The 17,879-nt window shown below is 68.4% G+C and carries 11 protein-coding genes and 1 pseudogene; 5 read left to right on the plus strand and 7 right to left on the minus strand.

Translation table 11 applies throughout. The features are described 5' to 3' along the window. A pseudogene (locus ACXJLU_RS17215) lies at window positions 1–1,149 on the plus strand (heme utilization protein); the annotation flags it as partial. A gap of 45 nt (window positions 1,150–1,194) precedes the next feature. After that, window positions 1,195–1,353, plus strand: coding sequence for a hypothetical protein (locus tag ACXJLU_RS17220; RefSeq protein ID WP_457332991.1), 159 nt, complete (start codon window positions 1,195–1,197; stop codon window positions 1,351–1,353). Between the two features lie 22 nt (window positions 1,354–1,375). Here ACXJLU_RS17220 and ACXJLU_RS17225 read toward each other — a convergent pair whose 3' ends face one another. The 7 genes from ACXJLU_RS17225 to ACXJLU_RS17255 are packed head-to-tail and all read right to left on the minus strand — an operon-like array spanning window position 1,376 to window position 7,911. Continuing rightward, on the minus strand, window positions 1,376–2,329 hold the full coding sequence (locus tag ACXJLU_RS17225) for a class I SAM-dependent methyltransferase (RefSeq protein ID WP_056811835.1): 954 nt from the start codon (window positions 2,327–2,329) through the stop codon (window positions 1,376–1,378). Window positions 2,330–2,366: 37 nt separating this feature from the next. Then, entirely contained in the window at window positions 2,367–3,017 is a 651-nt protein-coding gene (locus ACXJLU_RS17230; protein WP_457332993.1) for an acyltransferase, read from the minus strand. A 22-nt stretch (window positions 3,018–3,039) separates the two neighbouring features. Further along, window positions 3,040–3,996: a glycosyltransferase family A protein gene (locus ACXJLU_RS17235; protein ID WP_073465422.1), complete on the minus strand. Its 957-nt coding sequence runs from the start codon at window positions 3,994–3,996 to the stop codon at window positions 3,040–3,042. A 5-nt stretch (window positions 3,997–4,001) separates the two neighbouring features. Further along, entirely contained in the window at window positions 4,002–5,117 is a 1,116-nt protein-coding gene (locus ACXJLU_RS17240; RefSeq protein ID WP_457332995.1) for a DegT/DnrJ/EryC1/StrS family aminotransferase, read from the minus strand. A gap of 1 nt (window position 5,118) precedes the next feature. After that, window positions 5,119–5,691, minus strand: coding sequence for a GNAT family N-acetyltransferase (locus ACXJLU_RS17245; RefSeq protein ID WP_457332997.1), 573 nt, complete (start codon window positions 5,689–5,691; stop codon window positions 5,119–5,121). Next, window positions 5,688–6,527, minus strand: a complete 840-nt coding sequence (locus ACXJLU_RS17250; protein WP_457332999.1) for a WxcM-like domain-containing protein — start codon at window positions 6,525–6,527, stop codon at window positions 5,688–5,690. The genes ACXJLU_RS17245 and ACXJLU_RS17250 overlap by 4 nt, the downstream gene beginning before the upstream one ends. A gap of 40 nt (window positions 6,528–6,567) precedes the next feature. Next, window positions 6,568–7,911 carry a TolC family protein gene (locus ACXJLU_RS17255; RefSeq protein WP_457333001.1) on the minus strand — a complete coding sequence of 448 codons (1,344 nt, stop codon included), beginning with the start codon at window positions 7,909–7,911 and terminating at the stop codon, window positions 6,568–6,570. 186 nt (window positions 7,912–8,097) lie between these two features. Here ACXJLU_RS17255 and ACXJLU_RS17260 point away from each other — a divergent pair, with 186 nt between their 5' ends. From ACXJLU_RS17260 to ACXJLU_RS17270, 3 genes are read left to right on the plus strand one after another with little or no spacing between them, the layout of a single operon-like run. Next, window positions 8,098–13,575, plus strand: coding sequence for a beta strand repeat-containing protein (locus ACXJLU_RS17260; RefSeq protein WP_457333003.1), 5,478 nt, complete (start codon window positions 8,098–8,100; stop codon window positions 13,573–13,575). 18 nt (window positions 13,576–13,593) lie between these two features. Beyond that, window positions 13,594–15,768, plus strand: coding sequence for a type I secretion system permease/ATPase (locus ACXJLU_RS17265; RefSeq protein WP_457333061.1), 2,175 nt, complete (start codon window positions 13,594–13,596; stop codon window positions 15,766–15,768). Between the two features lie 34 nt (window positions 15,769–15,802). Continuing rightward, on the plus strand, window positions 15,803–17,230 hold the full coding sequence (locus tag ACXJLU_RS17270; RefSeq protein ID WP_457333004.1) for an HlyD family type I secretion periplasmic adaptor subunit: 1,428 nt from the start codon (window positions 15,803–15,805) through the stop codon (window positions 17,228–17,230). The last annotated feature ends 649 nt before the right edge of the window (window positions 17,231–17,879 follow it).

Raw genomic sequence — 17,879 nt, forward strand, 5'->3', positions numbered from 1 at the left:
GCGCTGAGCAGCGGCGCGGTGCGGGCGCTCGGCGCCGCGGCCGTTGCCGCGCTGACGACCGACGAGATCGTCGCGATGAGCACCGCCCAGTTCGCCGCATTGACCAGCGCGCAGGCAGCCGGGCTCGACGCCACCCAGGTGGCGGCGATGGAGACGCAGGACCTGCGAGCCCTCAGCACCGCCGCCTTCCACGCGCTCGGCAGCGACCAGCTCGGAGTCTTGAGCACCCACCAGTTCGCCGCGCTGACGACGGCACAGATCGTCGCGCTGGGCACCGACCAGATCGCCGGGTTGAGCACCGACCACATCGCCGCACTGACGACCGCGCAGACGGTGGCGCTGGAGACGGCCGACATCGCCGCGATGTCGCTGCAGCAAGTGGCCGCGATCACGCCGGAGGATCTCGGCGTGATGACGGGCGCGCAGATCTCGGCGCTGCTGTCGGTGACGCCGATCGTGCTCGACCTGGCCGGCACCGGCATCCACACGAGCGCGGCGAGCCAGGGCGTGAGCTTCGACCTCGCAGCCACCGGCAGCGCATCGCGCAGCGGGTGGGTCGCGGAAGGCTCGGCGCTGCTGGCGCTGGACCGCAACCACGACGGCGTGATCAACGACGGCGGCGAGCTGTTCGGCATCGGCACCCGGCTGGCCGACGGCACGCGCGCGGCGAACGGCTATGCCGCACTGGGGCAGCTGGACGGCAACCACGACGGCGTGATCAGCGCCGCCGATGCCGCTTTCAAGGACTTGCGCGTGTGGGTCGACGCGAACCACGACGGCAAGACGGATGCGGGCGAGCTGAAATCGCTGGCGGACGTGGGGGTCGTGTCGCTGGACCTGCATGCGCTCACGGGCCGCCAGGTCGACCACGGGAACCTGCTGGGGCTGGTGTCGAGCGTGACGATGAGCGACGGCTCGCAGCACCAGATGGCGGATGTGTGGTTCGCGAAGGAGAAGGTCGCGGCGCCGACCGTGCAGTTGAACGAGTTGTTGGCGGCCCCGGCCGGCGAGGTACTGGCGCATGACGCCGCGCACCCGGCGACCGCGGTCGCCTCGGCACCGGCCGCCCACCTGCCCAACCCGGCCCTCAGCGCCGAACAGCATCGGCTGCTTGCCGAAGACGCCCAGCGCAACGGTCCGTTGATTTAAATCCCCCGCCGGTCAAGCAGCGGGTCTGGCGAAAGCCGAACGCTGGTGGGGAAGTTCGCGCAGGCGCATGCCCGCATGGGCGAAGGCTACCGGCAGGGTTACGCCGCCTTCACCGCGGCGGGCTTCGACCTCGCGGCCGGCGAGCTGCAGGCGCAGCGGCTGGTGGACGCGGTGGCGGTGTTTCGGTTGCCGGCGGTGGCTTGAGGCACCGCGTGCAGCAGCGTACTCAGTACATGTCCGCCAACCGCAAGGTATGCGCATTGCGCGAATCATCCACCGCCCGCACCACATGCCGCTCGTCGGCAATGGTCTGGAACAGGTCGATGCCCTTGGTCGCCTTGCCGCCTGAATCCTGGTCGCCGCGGTACGAGATGGTCGAGCGGGGTTGCCCGTTCATCATCTCGCCGTTGCACAGCGACAGGAACTCCCACGACGCCATCCGCGCCCCGGCCGCCCACGCGTCGCCGTCCTGGATGTCGCCGTCGTCGACCGCCCTGCACATCACCGACATGTAGCCGCTGTCGACCCCCGGCGCGAAGTTGGCCGGGTTCACATCCGAATGCGGGCAGTAGTAGCAGTCGATCGGCACCATCTTGAAGAGGCGGATCAGCGATTCGAGCATCGGCACCGAGTGGTACCAGAAGGTGTTCGTCTCGCGCTGCAGGTTGCCGCGGTGGTTGTATTCCAGCGTGTGGCCTTCGCGGCGCATCACGTTGGTCGACACGATCATCAGCCCGTTCTTCTTCAGCAGCGGCCGGATCCCCGCCAGCACGTGCATCGGCGAGAACACGTGGTACAGCACGCCCGACAGGTTGATGAAGTCGAAACCGCCCTCGTCCTTCAGCTTCACGCTCAGGTCGTACAGCAGCCCGATCTGCTTGAAGTCGAAGTTGACGCCGTAGATCGTCTTGATCGCGTTCATCTTCTTCTCGCAGTGCGGCAGCGCGTCGGTCGCCAGCACGCGCTTCGCGCCCTGGCGCGTCATCAGCGTCGGGATCAGGCCCTCCATGCTGCCGATGTCCAGGCAGTCCATGCCTTGCAGGTTCGCGTTGCGCAGCAGCATGCGCGGCATCATCGGCACGCGCGGCATGTGCGTGCCCTTGGTGATCAGCCCCGGCGCCAGCTCGACGTTGTAGTACCACCAGTCGTTGGCCACCGATGCGATGAGTTCGTCGTGCATGTTCTCGTCTCCTGGTTTGTTGGAAAGGCTGCTTGGTTCAAGCGGGTGCCTGCACCTGCCCGACGATCACCGCCGGGTTCCCGGCGATCACCGACAGCGGCGGTGCATCGAACTTCGGCGGCACCACCGTGCCGGCCGCGATCACGCTGCCGCGCCCGATGCGGCAGCCTTTCAGCAGCGTCACGCGGCTGCCGATGAACACCTCGTCCTCGATCACCACCGGCCGCGGCTGCTGGTCCGGCAGGTGCCGCTGGCCGAGCGCCAGCTGGTGCGCGTTGGAGTCCATCACCTGGAACTCCGAGCCGATCAGGCAGCGCCGGCCGATGTGGATGGCCGCGCCCTCGGACACGATCACCGCGCGGTTGTTGATCGTCGTGCCATCGCCGATCTCGATCAGCGATTGCGGCGTGCGCGCCTCGATGTAGCTGCACGAGTAGCTGCCCGGCGAGCGCGGCACGCCGAACACCACGGTGGGTGCCAGGCGGATGCGGCCTGCGCCCTTGAAGACGGTCGGCGTCAGCAGGTTGACGACGCGCGCGGCACCGTCCTGCGCCGCGGTGACCTCGACGGCCGCCTTGTCCGACACATGGAAGAAGTAGTGCACCAGCAGCGCCCGCACCCAGGTCTCGAGCTCGAACGGGTTGCTCTTCGAGATCCAGGTCTTGTAGCGATCGAGCTTCAGCATCATCGCGGCGTGCTCGGGGGCGTGCTCAGAAGCCGTGTGTCGCGAGGAAGTCGTTCCACGCGGCGATGAAGCGCTCTTCGGCGCCGGCCGTGCCCGCCGCCAGCTCGGGCAGCAGCGCGCAGAACGGCTGCATGTCGGGCTGGCTGCCGTAGCGCACGTTCAGCGCCGGCTGGATGATGCGGCAGCACTGCTGCAGCAGTTCGGTGCTCAGGCGGCCGATGCGGTGCCCGCCGACCGCCAGCGCGACGAAGCCCAGGTGCGCGCCCTTCATGAACGGGCTGTTGACGTTCGACGAGTTCTGCCCCGCGCTGATGCGGAAGTAGCCCAGGTGGTCCTGGATGTGGCACAGCGGGCGGCGGATGCTGGCCGCCACGAACGCGCCCAGGTCCCACAGCCCGGCATACGACACGTCGCCGAGCGCCGGCTTCAGCAGCAGGTCGGCGCAGTCGGCGCGAAAGATCGCGTTCGAGAACTCGCCGAAGTAGTTCTTGCACTCGGCCACCGTGCTCATGAACATCACGTCGTCGCTCAACGCGATCATCCGGCTGGCGTTGTGGGCGATCGCCGCCGGCACCGGCTGCCCGGTCATCGGATGGCCCAGCTCGTTGGCCACCCAGCGCCGGCTGACCGAGCACGAGAAGTTGGCCGACGCATGCGCCACCAGGTGGCGCTCGTAGAACTCGGGGTACATCACGTCGTCGTCGAGCATCACGTGCACCAGCTCGGAGCGGCCGTCCCACAGCCGCACCAGCTGCTTCAGGTTCTCGTACGCGCCGTTGCGCGGGCCCTCGTGGAACTCGATGTCCAGGCCCGCCAGCAGCGGCTTGTAGGGCTCGGAGAAGAAGACCTCGCGGAATTCGCCGTGCGGGCTGTCGTCGGAAATGATGACCTTCTGCGACGGCCGCGTCTGGTAGCGCAGCGAGTTCAGCAGGTCGAGGATGTAGCGGGTCTTGTAGGCGGGGATCAGCGTCGTGATGTTCATCGCGTTCAGCCCAGTGCCGCCACCGCGTTCACCGCTTCCTGCACCGCGTGGATCACCTGCTCGGTCTGCTCCACGCTCTGGGTCGGCCCGATCGGCAGGCTCAGCACCTGCGCGTGCATCGCCTCTGAAATCGGCAAGGCCCCTCGCTCGAGGCCCAGCGTGGCATACGCCGGCTGCAGGTGCGGCGCGACCGGATAGTGGATCACCGTGCCGATGCCGGCATCGGCCAGCCGCTTCGCGAGGGCATCGCGCTGGCGGTGCCGCACGACGAACAGGTGCCAGGCCGGCTCGGCCCAGGCCGGCACCACCGGCAGCACCAGGTCGAGCCCGGCCAGGCCTTGCAGGTAGCGCTGCGCGACCGCGGCGCGGTGCCTGTTGTCGGCTTCGAGCTTCGGCAGCTTGACGCGCAGCAGCGCGGCCTGCAGCTCGTCGAGCCGCGAGTTCCAGCCGATCACCTCGTTGTGGTACTTGACCTTCGAGCCGTAGTTGCGCAGCTCGCGCAGGCGCGCTGCGACGCCTTCGTCGTGCGTCGTGACGGCACCGCCGTCGCCGAGCGCGCCGAGGTTCTTGCCGGGGTAGAAGCTCCAGGCCACCGCATCACCGTGCGCGCCCAGGCGCTCGCCCTTGTAACGCGCGGCATGCGCTTGCGCACCGTCCTCGACGACCTTCAGGCCGTGACGGCGCGCGATCTCCAGAATGGGGCCCATGTCGGCCGGCTGGCCGTACAGGTGTACCGGCATGATGGCCTTGGTGCGCGGCGTGATGGCCGCCTCGAGCCGCGCCGGGTCGATGTTGTGCGTGCGCTCGTCGGGCTCGACCGGCACCGGCGTCGCGCCGACGTGCGTCACGGCCAGCCAGGTCGCGATGTAGGTGTTGGACGGCACGATCACCTCGTCACCGGCGCCGATGTCGAGCGCGCGCAGCGCGAGGCTCAGCGCCTCGAGCCCGTTGGCCACGCCCACGCAGTGCGCCGCGCCGCAGTAGGCCGCGTACTCCTGCTCGAAGCGCTTCAGCTCGTCGCCCATGATGTACCAGCCCGAATCGAGCACGCGCTCGAAAGCGGCCACCAGCTCGGCACGCTGCTGCAGCTGCACGGACTTCAGGTCGAGGAAGGGAACCATGTCAGATGCTCACCTTGAGAGGGTCGGGCAGGAAACGGGCATAGCGCTTCATCGCCTCACGGATCGCCGCGTTCGCCAGCGTGTACTCGATCTCGACATCGTCCTGCGAGACCCGCTGGGCGCCGAAGCGCTCGTGGAAGGCGCAGACGCGCTCATTCGCGAGGTTGACCTGAAAGTGCGCATTCGTAAAGCCCAGGGTATAGAGGGCATACGCGTAGACCATCAGCGCCGACTCGATCGCGGCCGACGACGGTGCCGCGTCCGACAGGATCCAGCTGCCCCAGCAGAAGCTGCCGTGGCCGTCGATCACGCGGGCGTCGTAGAGCCGCACGGTGCCGAGCTTGTCGCCGGCCAGGCTCTCGATCACGAAATAGGCCTCGCCGTCGCGCTGGGCGTAGGCGGCCAGCCAGGCCTGCTGGTCGGCCAGCGCGCCGGAGGTGCGCGACAGGTGGCGCGACTTGGTCTCGTCGGTGCGCAGCCCGAGGATGAACTCGGCGTCGGCGACCGCGGCATCGCGGAACACCAGCGTCTTGCCCTGCAGCCGCGCCGCCTTGCCCAGCCGCGGCGCGGTCATGCCGAAGCGACCAGGTCGGTGAAGACGCCGTAGTCGCGGATGTAGTCCGCCGCGTCGTAGTAGTCGGAGGCGAACACCATCAGCATCGCGTCCGGCGAGTACTTGTACTGCACGCCCCAGGTCATCGGCGGCAGGTACAGCCCGCGCTGCGGCGAATCGAGCACCACCTCGACGCGGCGCTTGCCGTCGTCGGCCACCACCGCGCAGCTGCCGCGCAGGCAGATCAGGAACTGGTGGCAGCGGTGGTGCGCATGCTCGCCGCGGATCTCGCGGCTGGGCACGCCGAACACCATGAAGTAGCGCAGCGGCTTGAACGGCACGTGGCGGTCGAACTCGCCGACCGTCAGGTCGCCGCGCAGGTCGTGGATCACCGGGAAGTGGTGCACCGTGACGCCGTGCACCGGCGTGGTCTCGATCTTGAAGCCGTTGGCGGCGCTCGGCAGGTGCAGCGCGCTCGCCGGGCCCTTGTCGGTGTCGACATAGCCGACGATCGCGGCCGGGTTGCCTTCGACGATCGCGCCCGGGGGCACCGAGCGCGTGACCACCGAGCCGGGGCGCACGACCGCCTTCGCGGCGATCGTCAGGCCGCCGTAGATCGTCGAGTTGGCTCCGATCCAGGCCTGGCGGCGCACCGTCGTGCCGACCGGCTCGTGGCCTTCGGCCTCGACGAACACGACGTTGGCGCCGATCTGGCAGCCGGCCTCGATGACCACGCCGCGGCAGATGTGGGCGCCGCTCTTGACGACGCAGTCGCCGTGCACATGGGCTTCCGGGTCGATGAAGGCCTGCGGATGCAGTGCGTGCGGTGCCAGCAGGCTGGTGTCGTTGGTTCCCATGGTGTCGGTGTCTTTCCGCGTGGTCCGGATCAGAGGAAGGTCATTGCAGCCAGGCGCCGATGCCCAGCCCGAGCGAGCGCAGCAGCGCATTCGCCTGCTCGCCGTCGTACAGCGCATTGACGTAGGCGACGCGCAGGCCGTAGTGGTCGCCCTCGGCGGCCATCACGTCGAACAGCGAACGGCGGCCGAGCTGCTGCCATTGCTGCAGCGTGAAGTTGCGCACCCGGTCGCTGTCGCGCAGCACCGAGATCACGCGCTGCGCGCGGTCGAAGGCGGAGGTGGCCTGCTCGTGCACCTCGCTCATGCGGAAGCGCCGGCCTTCCAGCGCGTCGGCGCGCTGCAGCCTGGCGGCCTCGGCACGCTTGCGCGCGGCGGCGCTGGAGTAATCGTTGCTGGCGTTGTAGAGCGGGATGTTGAAGCTCACGCCGGCCGACCAGTTGGTGCCGTCGCCGGCGCCCTTGGCCTTGCTGCCGCCCACCGTCCAGTTGACCTGCGGCTTCTGGCCGGCCACCACCGCGCGGGCGTAGCTGTCGGCCGCCTCGGCCTGCTGGTCGAGCTGGGCGATCTCGGCGGCGCGGTCGGCCTGGGCCAGCAGCTCGTCGAGCTTGGGCACGTCGAGCAGCACCGACGACAGGCCTTCGGTCGGCGGCAACCCGTCGCCGACGAAGCGGCGCAGCTTGACCTCGATCTGGCGCACCATCGACAGCGTCTGCACCTGCTGCAGGTCGGCCTGCTGCTGGTTCTTCTGCGCCTGCACCAGCTCGCTGGTGCGGCCCTTGTCGGCGCGCACGATGGTTTCCAGCGCCTCGACCAGGCAGCTCATCTTGCGCGAGTACTGCTGGTAGACCTGCGCCTGCATGCGGTAGCGGCTGCGGTCGAGCGCGAGCGACACGGTCGTCAGCGCGACCTGCTCCTGCGCGCTCAGCTGGCCCTGGCGCGCGGCCTCGGCCAGGTGGCTGCGCCAGTCGGTCAGCTGGGTGATGCGACCGCCGTCGAACAGCGGCGCGCTGATGCTGACGCCCAGGCGGGCCTGGTTGCCGCTGAGGGATTCGGTGTTGGGGGCCGACGTGCCGACGCGGCCCAGCGTGCCGGTCAAGCCGGCCTGCGGGCGGCTGGACATGCGGGTCTCGTCGACATCGGCCGCGGCCGCCTCGGCCAGCAGCCTGGCCGCGCCGATCGACTGGCTGCGCCGCACGGCCTCCTGGACCATCGATTGCAGCGACGCGCGCGGCCCGCCGGCATCGCCCGCCACCGGCCTGCCGCCGTAGCTGACGCTGGACTCCACACCTTCGTCATCGATGCAGCGGGCAACCGCAGGCAGCGCGACGGCGGTGGCCACCAGCACGCCGGCAAGGCGCAGGGTGTAGGACAGGCGGACGGTCATGACACGGGACTCCAGGAACGACCGCAGCTGCGGCACCCTGGAAGTACACCGCGGCAGGCCCGTGAGCGATGTCCGGAAAATGACCGGCTTTCGCTGCCAGTTCCGTTCGCCTGTCGCTTTGGACCGTAGACGGGCCGAAGAGCCGCCTCCTAAGCTGCGCGATCAATTCAGCCCCAGGACCCGCGGATGAGCACCAGGAACACAGAAGGCGATGCCGGCGACAACACCCTGACCGGCACCGCAGGCAGCGAGCAGTTCGACGGCGGCAAGGGCAGCGACACCTGCATCTACGCGGCGGGCGGCGGCCAGGACACCATCGCCGCCACCTACGACACCGCGGGCAACAAGGTCGACACGCTGCAGCTCAATGGCATCGCGTCCGCCGACCTGCAGTTCAGCCGGTCCGGCAACGACCTGGTGATCGGCTTCAAGGGCACGACGAGCGACAGCATCACGGTGAAGCTCTTCTTCCTCGGCAACGATCCGTACAACGATTTCAACCCGCTGCAGCGCATCACCTTCATGAGCGCGAACGGCAGCACCGCGCAAGACCCGCTCGACGGGCTCTCGATCGCGTCGATCATCACGGCCCTGACCACCGGCGGCAGCGGCGACGACGACCTGCGCGGCACCGCCGGCGCCGACACGCTGATCGGCGGCGCCGGCAACGACACCCTCACCGGCGGCGCCGGCAACGACGAATACCGGTTCAACCGCGGCGACGGCAAGGACCTGATCGCCGCCTCGTACGACTTGAGCAGCGCCCACACCGACACGCTGGCGCTCGGCACCGGCCTGTCGCGCAACGACCTCAGCTTCGCGAGCACCGGCAGCGGGGGAACCTCGCTGCTGATCCGCTTCGCCGGCTCGACCGACGAGATCACCGTCGAGAAGTTCCTCTACAACGACAGCGCGGTCAACACCTACGGCCCGTTGCAGTCCATCACCTTCGCCGACGACAAGGTCACCACGCTGAAAGGCGACTCGACGGCCCCGATGGACGTCGCCGCCATCCTGAAGGCGCTGTACGCCGGCACCGCCGGCGCGGACAACCAGCACGGCACCAGCGGCAACGACTCGATCACCGGCCTGGCCGGCGGCGACCTGATCGACGGGCGCGCCGGCGACGACACCCTGGTGGGCGGCGCGGGCGACGACACGCTCAACGGCGGCACCGGCAACGACGCGTACGACTACACCCGCGGCGACGGCAACGACCTGATCAAGCTGCAGAGCGACAGCAACGCCAACAAGAACAACATCCTGCACTTCGCCTCGGGCATCACGGCCGACGACGTCTCGCTCACCCGCTCGGGCAGCTCACTGCTCATCGGCATCAAGGGCGCCGGCACGATCCCGGCGAGCACGATCACCGTCGAAGGCTTCTCCTTCACCGCCGGCACCGACAACGGCTACAACCCGCTGCAGCAGATCATCTTCGACGGCACGCAGACCACCTGGACCTTCGCGATGCTGCAGGCCGCCGTGGCCGCGGCCGGCTCCGGCGGCACCAGCAACAGCCCCACCACCGGGGCGGACCAGCTCACCGGCACCACCGGGGCCGACACCCTGACCGGCGGCACCGGCAACGACACGATCACCGGCGGCCTGGGCGATGACACCTGTGTCTACCGCGCGGGCGACGGGCAGGACACGCTCCTCTCGACCCACGACACCACGCCCAGCAACACGCTGCAGCTGAACGGCATAGCGGCCACGGACCTGCTGCTGAGCCGCAGCGGCAGCGACCTCGTGATCGGTTTCAGCGGCAAGCCCGGCGACAGCATCACGGCGAAGCTCTTCTTCTTCAACGACGATCCGTACAACGACTACAACCCGCTGCAGAAGATCACCTTCATGAGCGCGGACGGCAAGACGCCCCAGACGCCGATCGCCGACTACGACATTGCCGAGCTGATCACGAAGATGAACACCGGCGGCACCGGCAACGACCGGCTGGTGGGCACCTCCGGCAACGACGTGATCTCCGGCGGCCTCGGCAACGACACCCTCATCGGCGGCAAGGGCAACGACAYGATCGAGTTCACCGTCGGCGACGGCCGGGACCTGATCACCTCGCTGACGCAGGACACGCAAGCCGACCGGCTGGACGTGCTGGAGATCCACACATCCCCCGTCGTGGGCGCCTCGAAGGTCACCGCCAACTCGCTGACCTTCGGCACCTCGGGCACCTCGCTCGTGATCAAGGTCGGCACGAACGGCGACCAGATCACGGTCGACAAGTTCCTCTACCAGGACGACACCGGCAACGGCTACAACCCGCTGCAGAAGATCGAGTTCGACGACGAAACCAGTCTCGATGTCGCCGGGATCCTCGCGCAGCTGTACAAAGGCAGCAGCAGCGCCGACACACTGCGCGGCACCGCCGGCGCCGACACCATCACCGCGCTGGCGGGCAACGACACCATCGATGGCCGCGGCGGCGACGACCGGATCGAGGGCGGTGCCGGCAACGACCTGATCGACGGCGGCAAGGGCAACGACAGCTACTGGTTCGGGCTGGGCGAGGGCGCGGACACGCTGCTGGGGGTCTACGACGACGCCAGCGGCAAGAGCAACACGCTGGTCTTCAGGGCGGGCATCGTGGAGAGCGACGTCAAGCTGACCCGCTCGGGTTCGGACCTGGTCATCACGCTGAACGCGTTCACCGCGACGAACAAGGAGTCGTTCACCGTCAAGAACTTCTCGTTCGCACTGAACAGCGATTCGACCTACAACCCGCTGCAAGCCATCACCTTCGACGGCGTCACGACGGGGACTGATGCGAAGGGCGACCCCATCAAGGCCAGCTGGACCCTCGCCGACATCCAGGGCAAGGTCGTCGCCTCGGGCAGCACGGGTTCGACCTCCGGCGACGACAGCGCCCAGACCCTCAAGGGCACCGATGCCGACGACCGGATCGACGGCGGCAAGGGCAACGACACCATCGACGGCGGCAAGGGCAACGACACCTGCGTGTTCGAGCAAGGCGACGGCTCGGACACGCTCTCGCTCAGCCGCGACACCACGGTCGGCCGGACCGACACGCTCGAGCTGAAGTACCTCCAGAGCAGCGAGGCCACGCTCACGCGCAGCGGCTCCGATCTCGTCATCGGCACGCCCACTGCCGGCGACCAAGTCACCGCGAAGGGCTTCTTCCTGCTCAACAACCCGTACAACGCCTACAACCCGCTGCAATCCATCGCCTTCAAGGACGCGACCAAGGACATCGCCTGGATCGTCGAGCAGACCGACACCGGCACGGGCGGCAGCGACAAGCTGGTCGGCACCACCGGTTCCGACACGCTGATCGGCCACAAGGGCAACGACACCCTGATCGGCGGCAAGGGCGACGACGTCTACCAGTTCAGCGTCGGCGACGGCCTGGACGTGATCACCGTCGATGCATCGGACAACACCGTCGGCCGCAACGACACCTTGCACATCGTCGACCCGCTCCTGTCGGCCGACAAGCTGGTGCTCGAAACCTCGGGGACCTCGCTGATCATCGGCCTCAGCGGAGACGCCACCGACCAGATCACCGTCGAGAACTTCCTGTACGGCGACACGGCGTCCAATCCGTACAACCCGCTGCAGACCATCAGCTTCGACAGCGCCGACAGCCACGGCAAGTTCAGCCTCGACCTCAGCGGCATCCTGGCGAAGCTGTATGGCGGCACCTCGGGGACGGACATCCTGCGCGGCACCGTCGACGCCGACAGCATCAGCGGCAGCTACGGCAACGACACGCTGGACGGCCGCGCCGGCAACGACACCTTGAAAGGCGGTGCGGGCAACGACACCCTCACCGGCGGCACCGGCGACAACACCTACGAGTTCGCGAACGGCGACGGCCAGGATTCGCTGATGGGCTACCGCGACACCGCGCCGGGCAAGAACAGCAGCTTGCAGCTCGACGACTACACCACCGACGACATCGTGCTGACGCAGTTGAAGGGTGCGCTGATCGTCGAGTTCAACAAGGTCGACAAGAGCAACACCGACAAGATCACGGTGAACAATTTCGACTTCACCGGCAGCGGCAGCGACTACAGCCCGGTGCAGAACATCGCCTTCAGCGGTTCGACCACCCCCTGGGGCATGGCCGACATCCTCGACCACATCACCGGCGTCGCGTCGACCGGCGACGAGGACGACAACCGGCTGGGCGGCACGGTGGGCAACGACACGCTGACCGGGCTGGACGGCGACGACACGCTGACCGGACTGGCCGGCAAGGACCTGCTGACCGGCGGCCTCGGGGACGACTCCATCAACGGCGGGCTGGGCGACGACACCTACGCGTTCAACAAGGGTGATGGGCAGGACACCCTGGCCGCGGGCGGGAACGCGACCGACACCAACACGCTCGCGTTCGGATCGGACGTCGCCAGCAGCGACCTGGCGTTGACCCGGATGGGAACCTCGCTGGTCATCTACCTGAACAAGACCGACACCGACAACACCGACCAGATCACGGTGGAGGACTTCAGCTTCAGCGCCGGCGACGGCAACACCTCGAGCCCGCTGCAGACCATCACGGTGGGCGGCGCCACCTGGGATCTCGCCACGATCCGCGGCAAGGTCGGCGGGATCAAGCGCACCGGCACCGACGGCGACGACACGGTGCGCGGCGCGGACCTGAACGACTCGCTCTACGGGGGCGCGGGCGACGACACGCTGTTCGGGTACGACGGCAAAGACACGTTGATCGGCGGAGCCGGCGACGATGTGATGTACGGAGGCGATGGCAACGACACGCTGTTGGGTCAGGGGGGGAACGACGTCCTCGACGGTGGCAAGGGCAATGACCAATATTTTTACTTCGGCGACGGGCAGGACACGCTGGCCGCCAGCGGCGACACGACCGACGAGGTCAATACGCTGGGCATCTCAAACAACAGCATCAGCAGCAGCAGCGTGCTGGTGACCAGGAAAGGAACGTCGCTGGTGATCTACATGGACAAGGACGACCTTGATGACACCAACCAGATCACGGTGGAGGACTTCAGCTTCAGCGCCGACGACGGCAACACCTCGAACCCACTGCAGATCATCCAATGGAGCGGCCACGGCTCCGACTGGAACCTCGCCAAGATCCGCACCGAGGTCTCCGGGCTTGATCGCATCGGCACCGATAGCGCGAACACCCTGCGCGGCGGAGACCTGAATGACACGCTCTCGGGCGGAAAGGGCGACGACACCCTGTTCGGCTATGGCGGCAATGATGTTCTGTGGGGCAGCAGCGGCAATGACCTGATCAACGGTGGCGACGGCGATGACACCTACAACTTCACTCCTGGGGATGGGGACGACGTCCTCGTCGACAGCGGTGGCGATGACACCTTGGACACCGACGTGTCGAAACGCCAAGTGTTTTTCAAGCAGGACGGCAACGATCTGGAAGTCTACGTTTACGGCGGCGCGGACGACTCCACCGCTGGAATCATCTGGATCGATGACTGGTACCTGGGTACCGCCCACCAGATCGAAAGCATTCTTGCAAAGGTCTCTGGCAAGACCGTGACCCTGAGTTCCACCGATGTGGCGTCTTTGGTCACCGCGATGGCGGATTTCGACCTGCCGGATACAGCCGGGGACCTTTCCACGACGACCGGCTACAACGACGTCCTGACAGCCATGAACAAATACTGGAAAAGCTAGGCGCATCGCACCATGACCATGGCCCACGACGCCGCACCGGCGCAGCTGCCCGCCCCCGCCCGCCCCGCCGACAGCGGCTTGGCCTGCCTGTTGATGATGGCCCGCCTGCACGGCGTGGCCGCCGACGGCGAGCAGCTCGCGCACGAGTTCGTCGACAGCGGCCGCAGCTTCGGCACGGCCGACATCCTGCAGGCCGCAGCACAGCTGCAGCTGAAGGCCAAGGCCGTCCGAACCACGCCCGAGCGGCTGGCCACCACCGCGCTGCCCGCCGTCGCCTGTGCGGCCCCTGCAGCAGACACCGCCGGCGCCGCCTCGCCGCACTACTTCATCATCGCGAAGGTCGACGGCGACCGGGTGCTGATCCACGACCCCGCGGTCGGCCGCCCGGAACTGCTGAGCCACGACGAGCTGCGTGCCCGTTGGTCCGGCGAGCTGATCCTGTTCGCGTCGCGCGTCTCGGCCGGCCGCGAATGGGGCAAGTTCGACTTCACCTGGTTCATCCCGTCGGTCGTGCGCCACCGCCGGCTGCTCGGCCAGGTGCTGCTGGTCAGCCTCGCGCTGCAGCTGTTCGCGCTGGTCACGCCGCTGTTCTTCCAGGTGGTGATGGACAAGGTGCTGGTGCACCGCGGCTTCACGACGCTCGACGTGATCGCGATCGGCCTGGGCACGGTGATGGTGTTCGAGGTCGCGCTGACGGCCTTGCGCAGCTACGTGTTCGCGCACACCACCAGCCGCATCGACGTCGAACTCGGCGCGCGGCTGTTCCGCCACCTGCTGGCGCTGCCGCTCGCCTACTTCCAGGCACGGCGCGTCGGCGATTCGGTGGCACGCGTGCGCGAGCTCGAGAACATCCGCAGCTTCCTGACCGGCAATGCGATCACCGTGGTGCTCGACCTGCTGTTCTCGGTCGTCTTCATCGCGGTGATGCTGTGCTACAGCGGCTGGCTGACGCTGATCGTGCTGGCCTCGCTGCCGTGCTACCTGCTGCTGTCGCTGGCCCTCACGCCGCTGCTGCGCGCGCGCCTGGCCGAGAAGTTCAACCGCGGTGCCGAGAACCAGGCCTTCCTGGTCGAGACGGTGAACGGCATCGACACCGTCAAGTCGATGGCGGTGGAGCCGCAGTGGACGCGCCGCTGGGACCAGCAGCTTGCCGCCTACGTGTCGGCGAGCTTCCGCACCACGACGATCGCGAGCCTCGCGCAGGGCGGCGTCTCGATGGTGTCGAAGGCGGTGACGCTCGCGACGCTGTACTTCGGCGCGCGGCTGGTCATCGACGGCAGCATGTCGGTCGGCCAGCTCGTCGTCTTCAACATGCTGGCCGGCCAGGTCGCGCAGCCGGTGATGCGGCTGGCCCAGCTGTGGACCGACTTCCAGCAGACCGGCGTGTCGATGCAGCGCCTCGGCGACATCCTCGACACCCACACCGAAAGCGGCGGCGCGCGCGGCAGCCTGCCGCGCGTCAGCGGCCGCATCACCTTCGACGACGTGCAGTTCCGCTACCGGCCCGACCGCGCGCCGGTGATCGAGAGTCTGTCGATCGACATCGCCGCCGGCGAGGTGATCGGCATCGTCGGCCGCTCCGGTTCGGGCAAGAGCACGCTCGCGAAGCTGCTGCAGCGGCTGTACGTGGCCGAGCGCGGGCGCGTGCTGATCGACGGCATCGACCTGTCGACCATCGAATCGAGTTCGCTGCGCCGCCAGATCGGCGTGGTGCTGCAGGACAACATGCTGTTCAACCGCAGCATCCGCGAGAACATCGCGCTGGCCGATGCGGGCGCGCCGCTCGACGCGGTGATCCAGGCCGCGACGCTGGCCGGCGCGCACGAGTTCATCACCGCGCTGCCCGAGGGCTACGACACGCTGGTCGGCGAGCATGGCTCGACGCTGTCGGGCGGGCAGCGCCAGCGGCTGGCGATCGCGCGCGCGCTGATGGGCAACCCGCGCATCCTGGTGTTCGACGAGGCGACCAGCGCGCTGGATGTCGAATCCGAGCGCATCGTGCACGACAACATGAAGGCGATCTGCCGCGGCCGCACCGTGATCATCATTGCGCACCGCTTGTCGGCGGTGCGCGATGCCCACCGCATCGTCGTGATGGACGAAGGCCGCATCGTCGAAGCCGGCCCGCATGCCGAGCTGCTGCAGCGCGAGGCCGGGCACTACGCGCGGCTGCACCGGCTGCAGCGCGGATGACGCCCCGCCCCCTCCGCAAGAAGGAATGCCGACCATGAAGACGCCCGTCCGCCTGCTGGCCTTCGGCGACCTGCTGCGCCGCTACGGCCGCGCGTCGCGGCTCGCGTGGGGCGCCCGCGCCGAGCTGGCGCCGCCGCGCCGGCTGCCGCACGAACTGCAGTTCCTGCCGGCCGCGCAATCGCTGCAGGAGACACCGCTGTCGCCGGCGCCGCATGTCGCGATCGGGCTGCTGCTCGGCTTCGCCGCGCTGGCGGTGGCCTGGGCCTGCATCGGGCGGCTCGACATCGTCGCRGTCGCGTCCGGCAAGGTGGTGCCGGCCGAAGGCAGCAAGCTGGTGCAATCGCTGGAGCCCGGCACGGTGCGCGCGATCCGCGTGACCGAAGGCCAGGCGGTGCGTGCCGGTGACCTGCTGATCGAGCTCGACCTGACGGCCACCCAGGCCGACCTCGACCGCACCGAAGGCGACCTGGCCGCGGCGCGGCTGCAGATCGCGCGCGGACAGGCGCTGCTCGACGCGGTGGCCAGCGGGCACGACGCGCCGCTGCAGCGCCCGCCGTCGGTCGGCGACGGCGACTTCGACGAGGCCCGCCGCATGCTGGCCGGCCAGATCGGCGAGCACCTCGCGCGGCTGGCCCGGCTCGACGCCGAGATGGCGCAGCGCGAGGCGAGCCGCCGCTCGACGCTCGAATCGGTGCACAAGCTGGAGCAGACCGTGCCGCTCGCGCGCCAGCGTGCGGCCGACCTGAAGGACCTGGTCGACAGGAACTTCGTTTCGCGGCACGGGTATCTCGACCGCGAACAGGCGCGCATCGAGCAGGAGGCCGACCTGGCCGCGCTGACGAGCCGCGTGGCCGAGGTCGACGCCAGCCTGCTGCAATCGCGCCGGCAGCGCGAGCAGCTGATCGCCGAGGCGCGGCGCGGCGCGCTCGACGGCATCACCGCGGCGCAGCAGAAGGCGGCGGCGCTGGAACAAGACCTGCGCAAGGCGGCCTCGCGCCGCGATGCCCAGCGGCTGCTCGCGCCGGTCGACGGCACGGTGCAGCAGCTGGCGGTGCACACGGTCGGTGGCGTCGTGACGGCGGCGCAGCCGCTGATGCTGGTGGTGCCGCGCGACATGCCGCTGGAGGTCGAGGCGATGATCGAGAACCGTGACATCGGCTTCATCGTGCCGGGCCAGTCGGCCGAGGTGAAGGTGGAGACGTTTCCGTACACGCGCTACGGCGTGCTGCACGCGCGCGTGGCGTCGGTGTCGAGCGATGCAATCAACGACGAGAAGCGCGGGTTGGTCTACTCGACGCGGGTGCGGCTGGACAAGGGCACGATCGAGGTCGACGGGCGCACGGTGGCGCTGAGTGCGGGGATGTCGGTGTCGGCCGAGGTGAAGATCGGCACGCGCCGGGTGATCGATTTCCTGCTGTCGCCGCTCATCGAGCACGCCGGCGAGAGCATGCGGGAGAGGTGAGCGGCTGGTTCTGGCGCGGCAAAGGCGTGAGCGGGGAGGCTGTGGCTCGCCGTCAGGTGCGGTCATCGCCCCTGGCGGGGCAATGACTACCCTCCGCTGACTGGTTTCATGGCCCGTCGCCGAAACTCCCTCCACTCACTTCGTTCGTTGTGGTCAAACAGTCGGTGACAGTCAGTTCACGATCGCGCTGCGCGCGGGGCCATGAAACCAGCCAGCTCCGGCGCCCCCTCCTTATTGGCGCTCCACAGCCTCCCCGCCCACGCCTTTGTGGCACCACCGCTTTTTGGGAGAGGTGACAAGCGAACAAGTGGGGGTTGAATCCCGGGTTGTCACCCGGGCTACGGGGGCCAAGCGAGCGGTCAGGTAGCCCGGATGCAATCCGGGGATCAACCTTCACTTTGGTGGTCAACCCCCAAAGGAGCACGGCGGTGTCGCAAAGGCGCGTGGGGGGAGGCCGTGGAGCGCCAATCAGGGCGGGTCGCCGGAGCTGACTGGTTTCGTGGCCCGCGTGCGCAGCACGCTTCGTGAACTGACTGTCGCCGACTGTTTGACCACAACGAACGCAGTGAGTGACGGGAGTTTCGGCGACGGGCCGCGAAACCAGTCAGCGGAGGGAAGTTCTCGCCCCGCCAGGGGCGAGGACCGACCC

It is taken from the genome of Rhizobacter sp. P5_C2 (assembly GCF_054049715.1).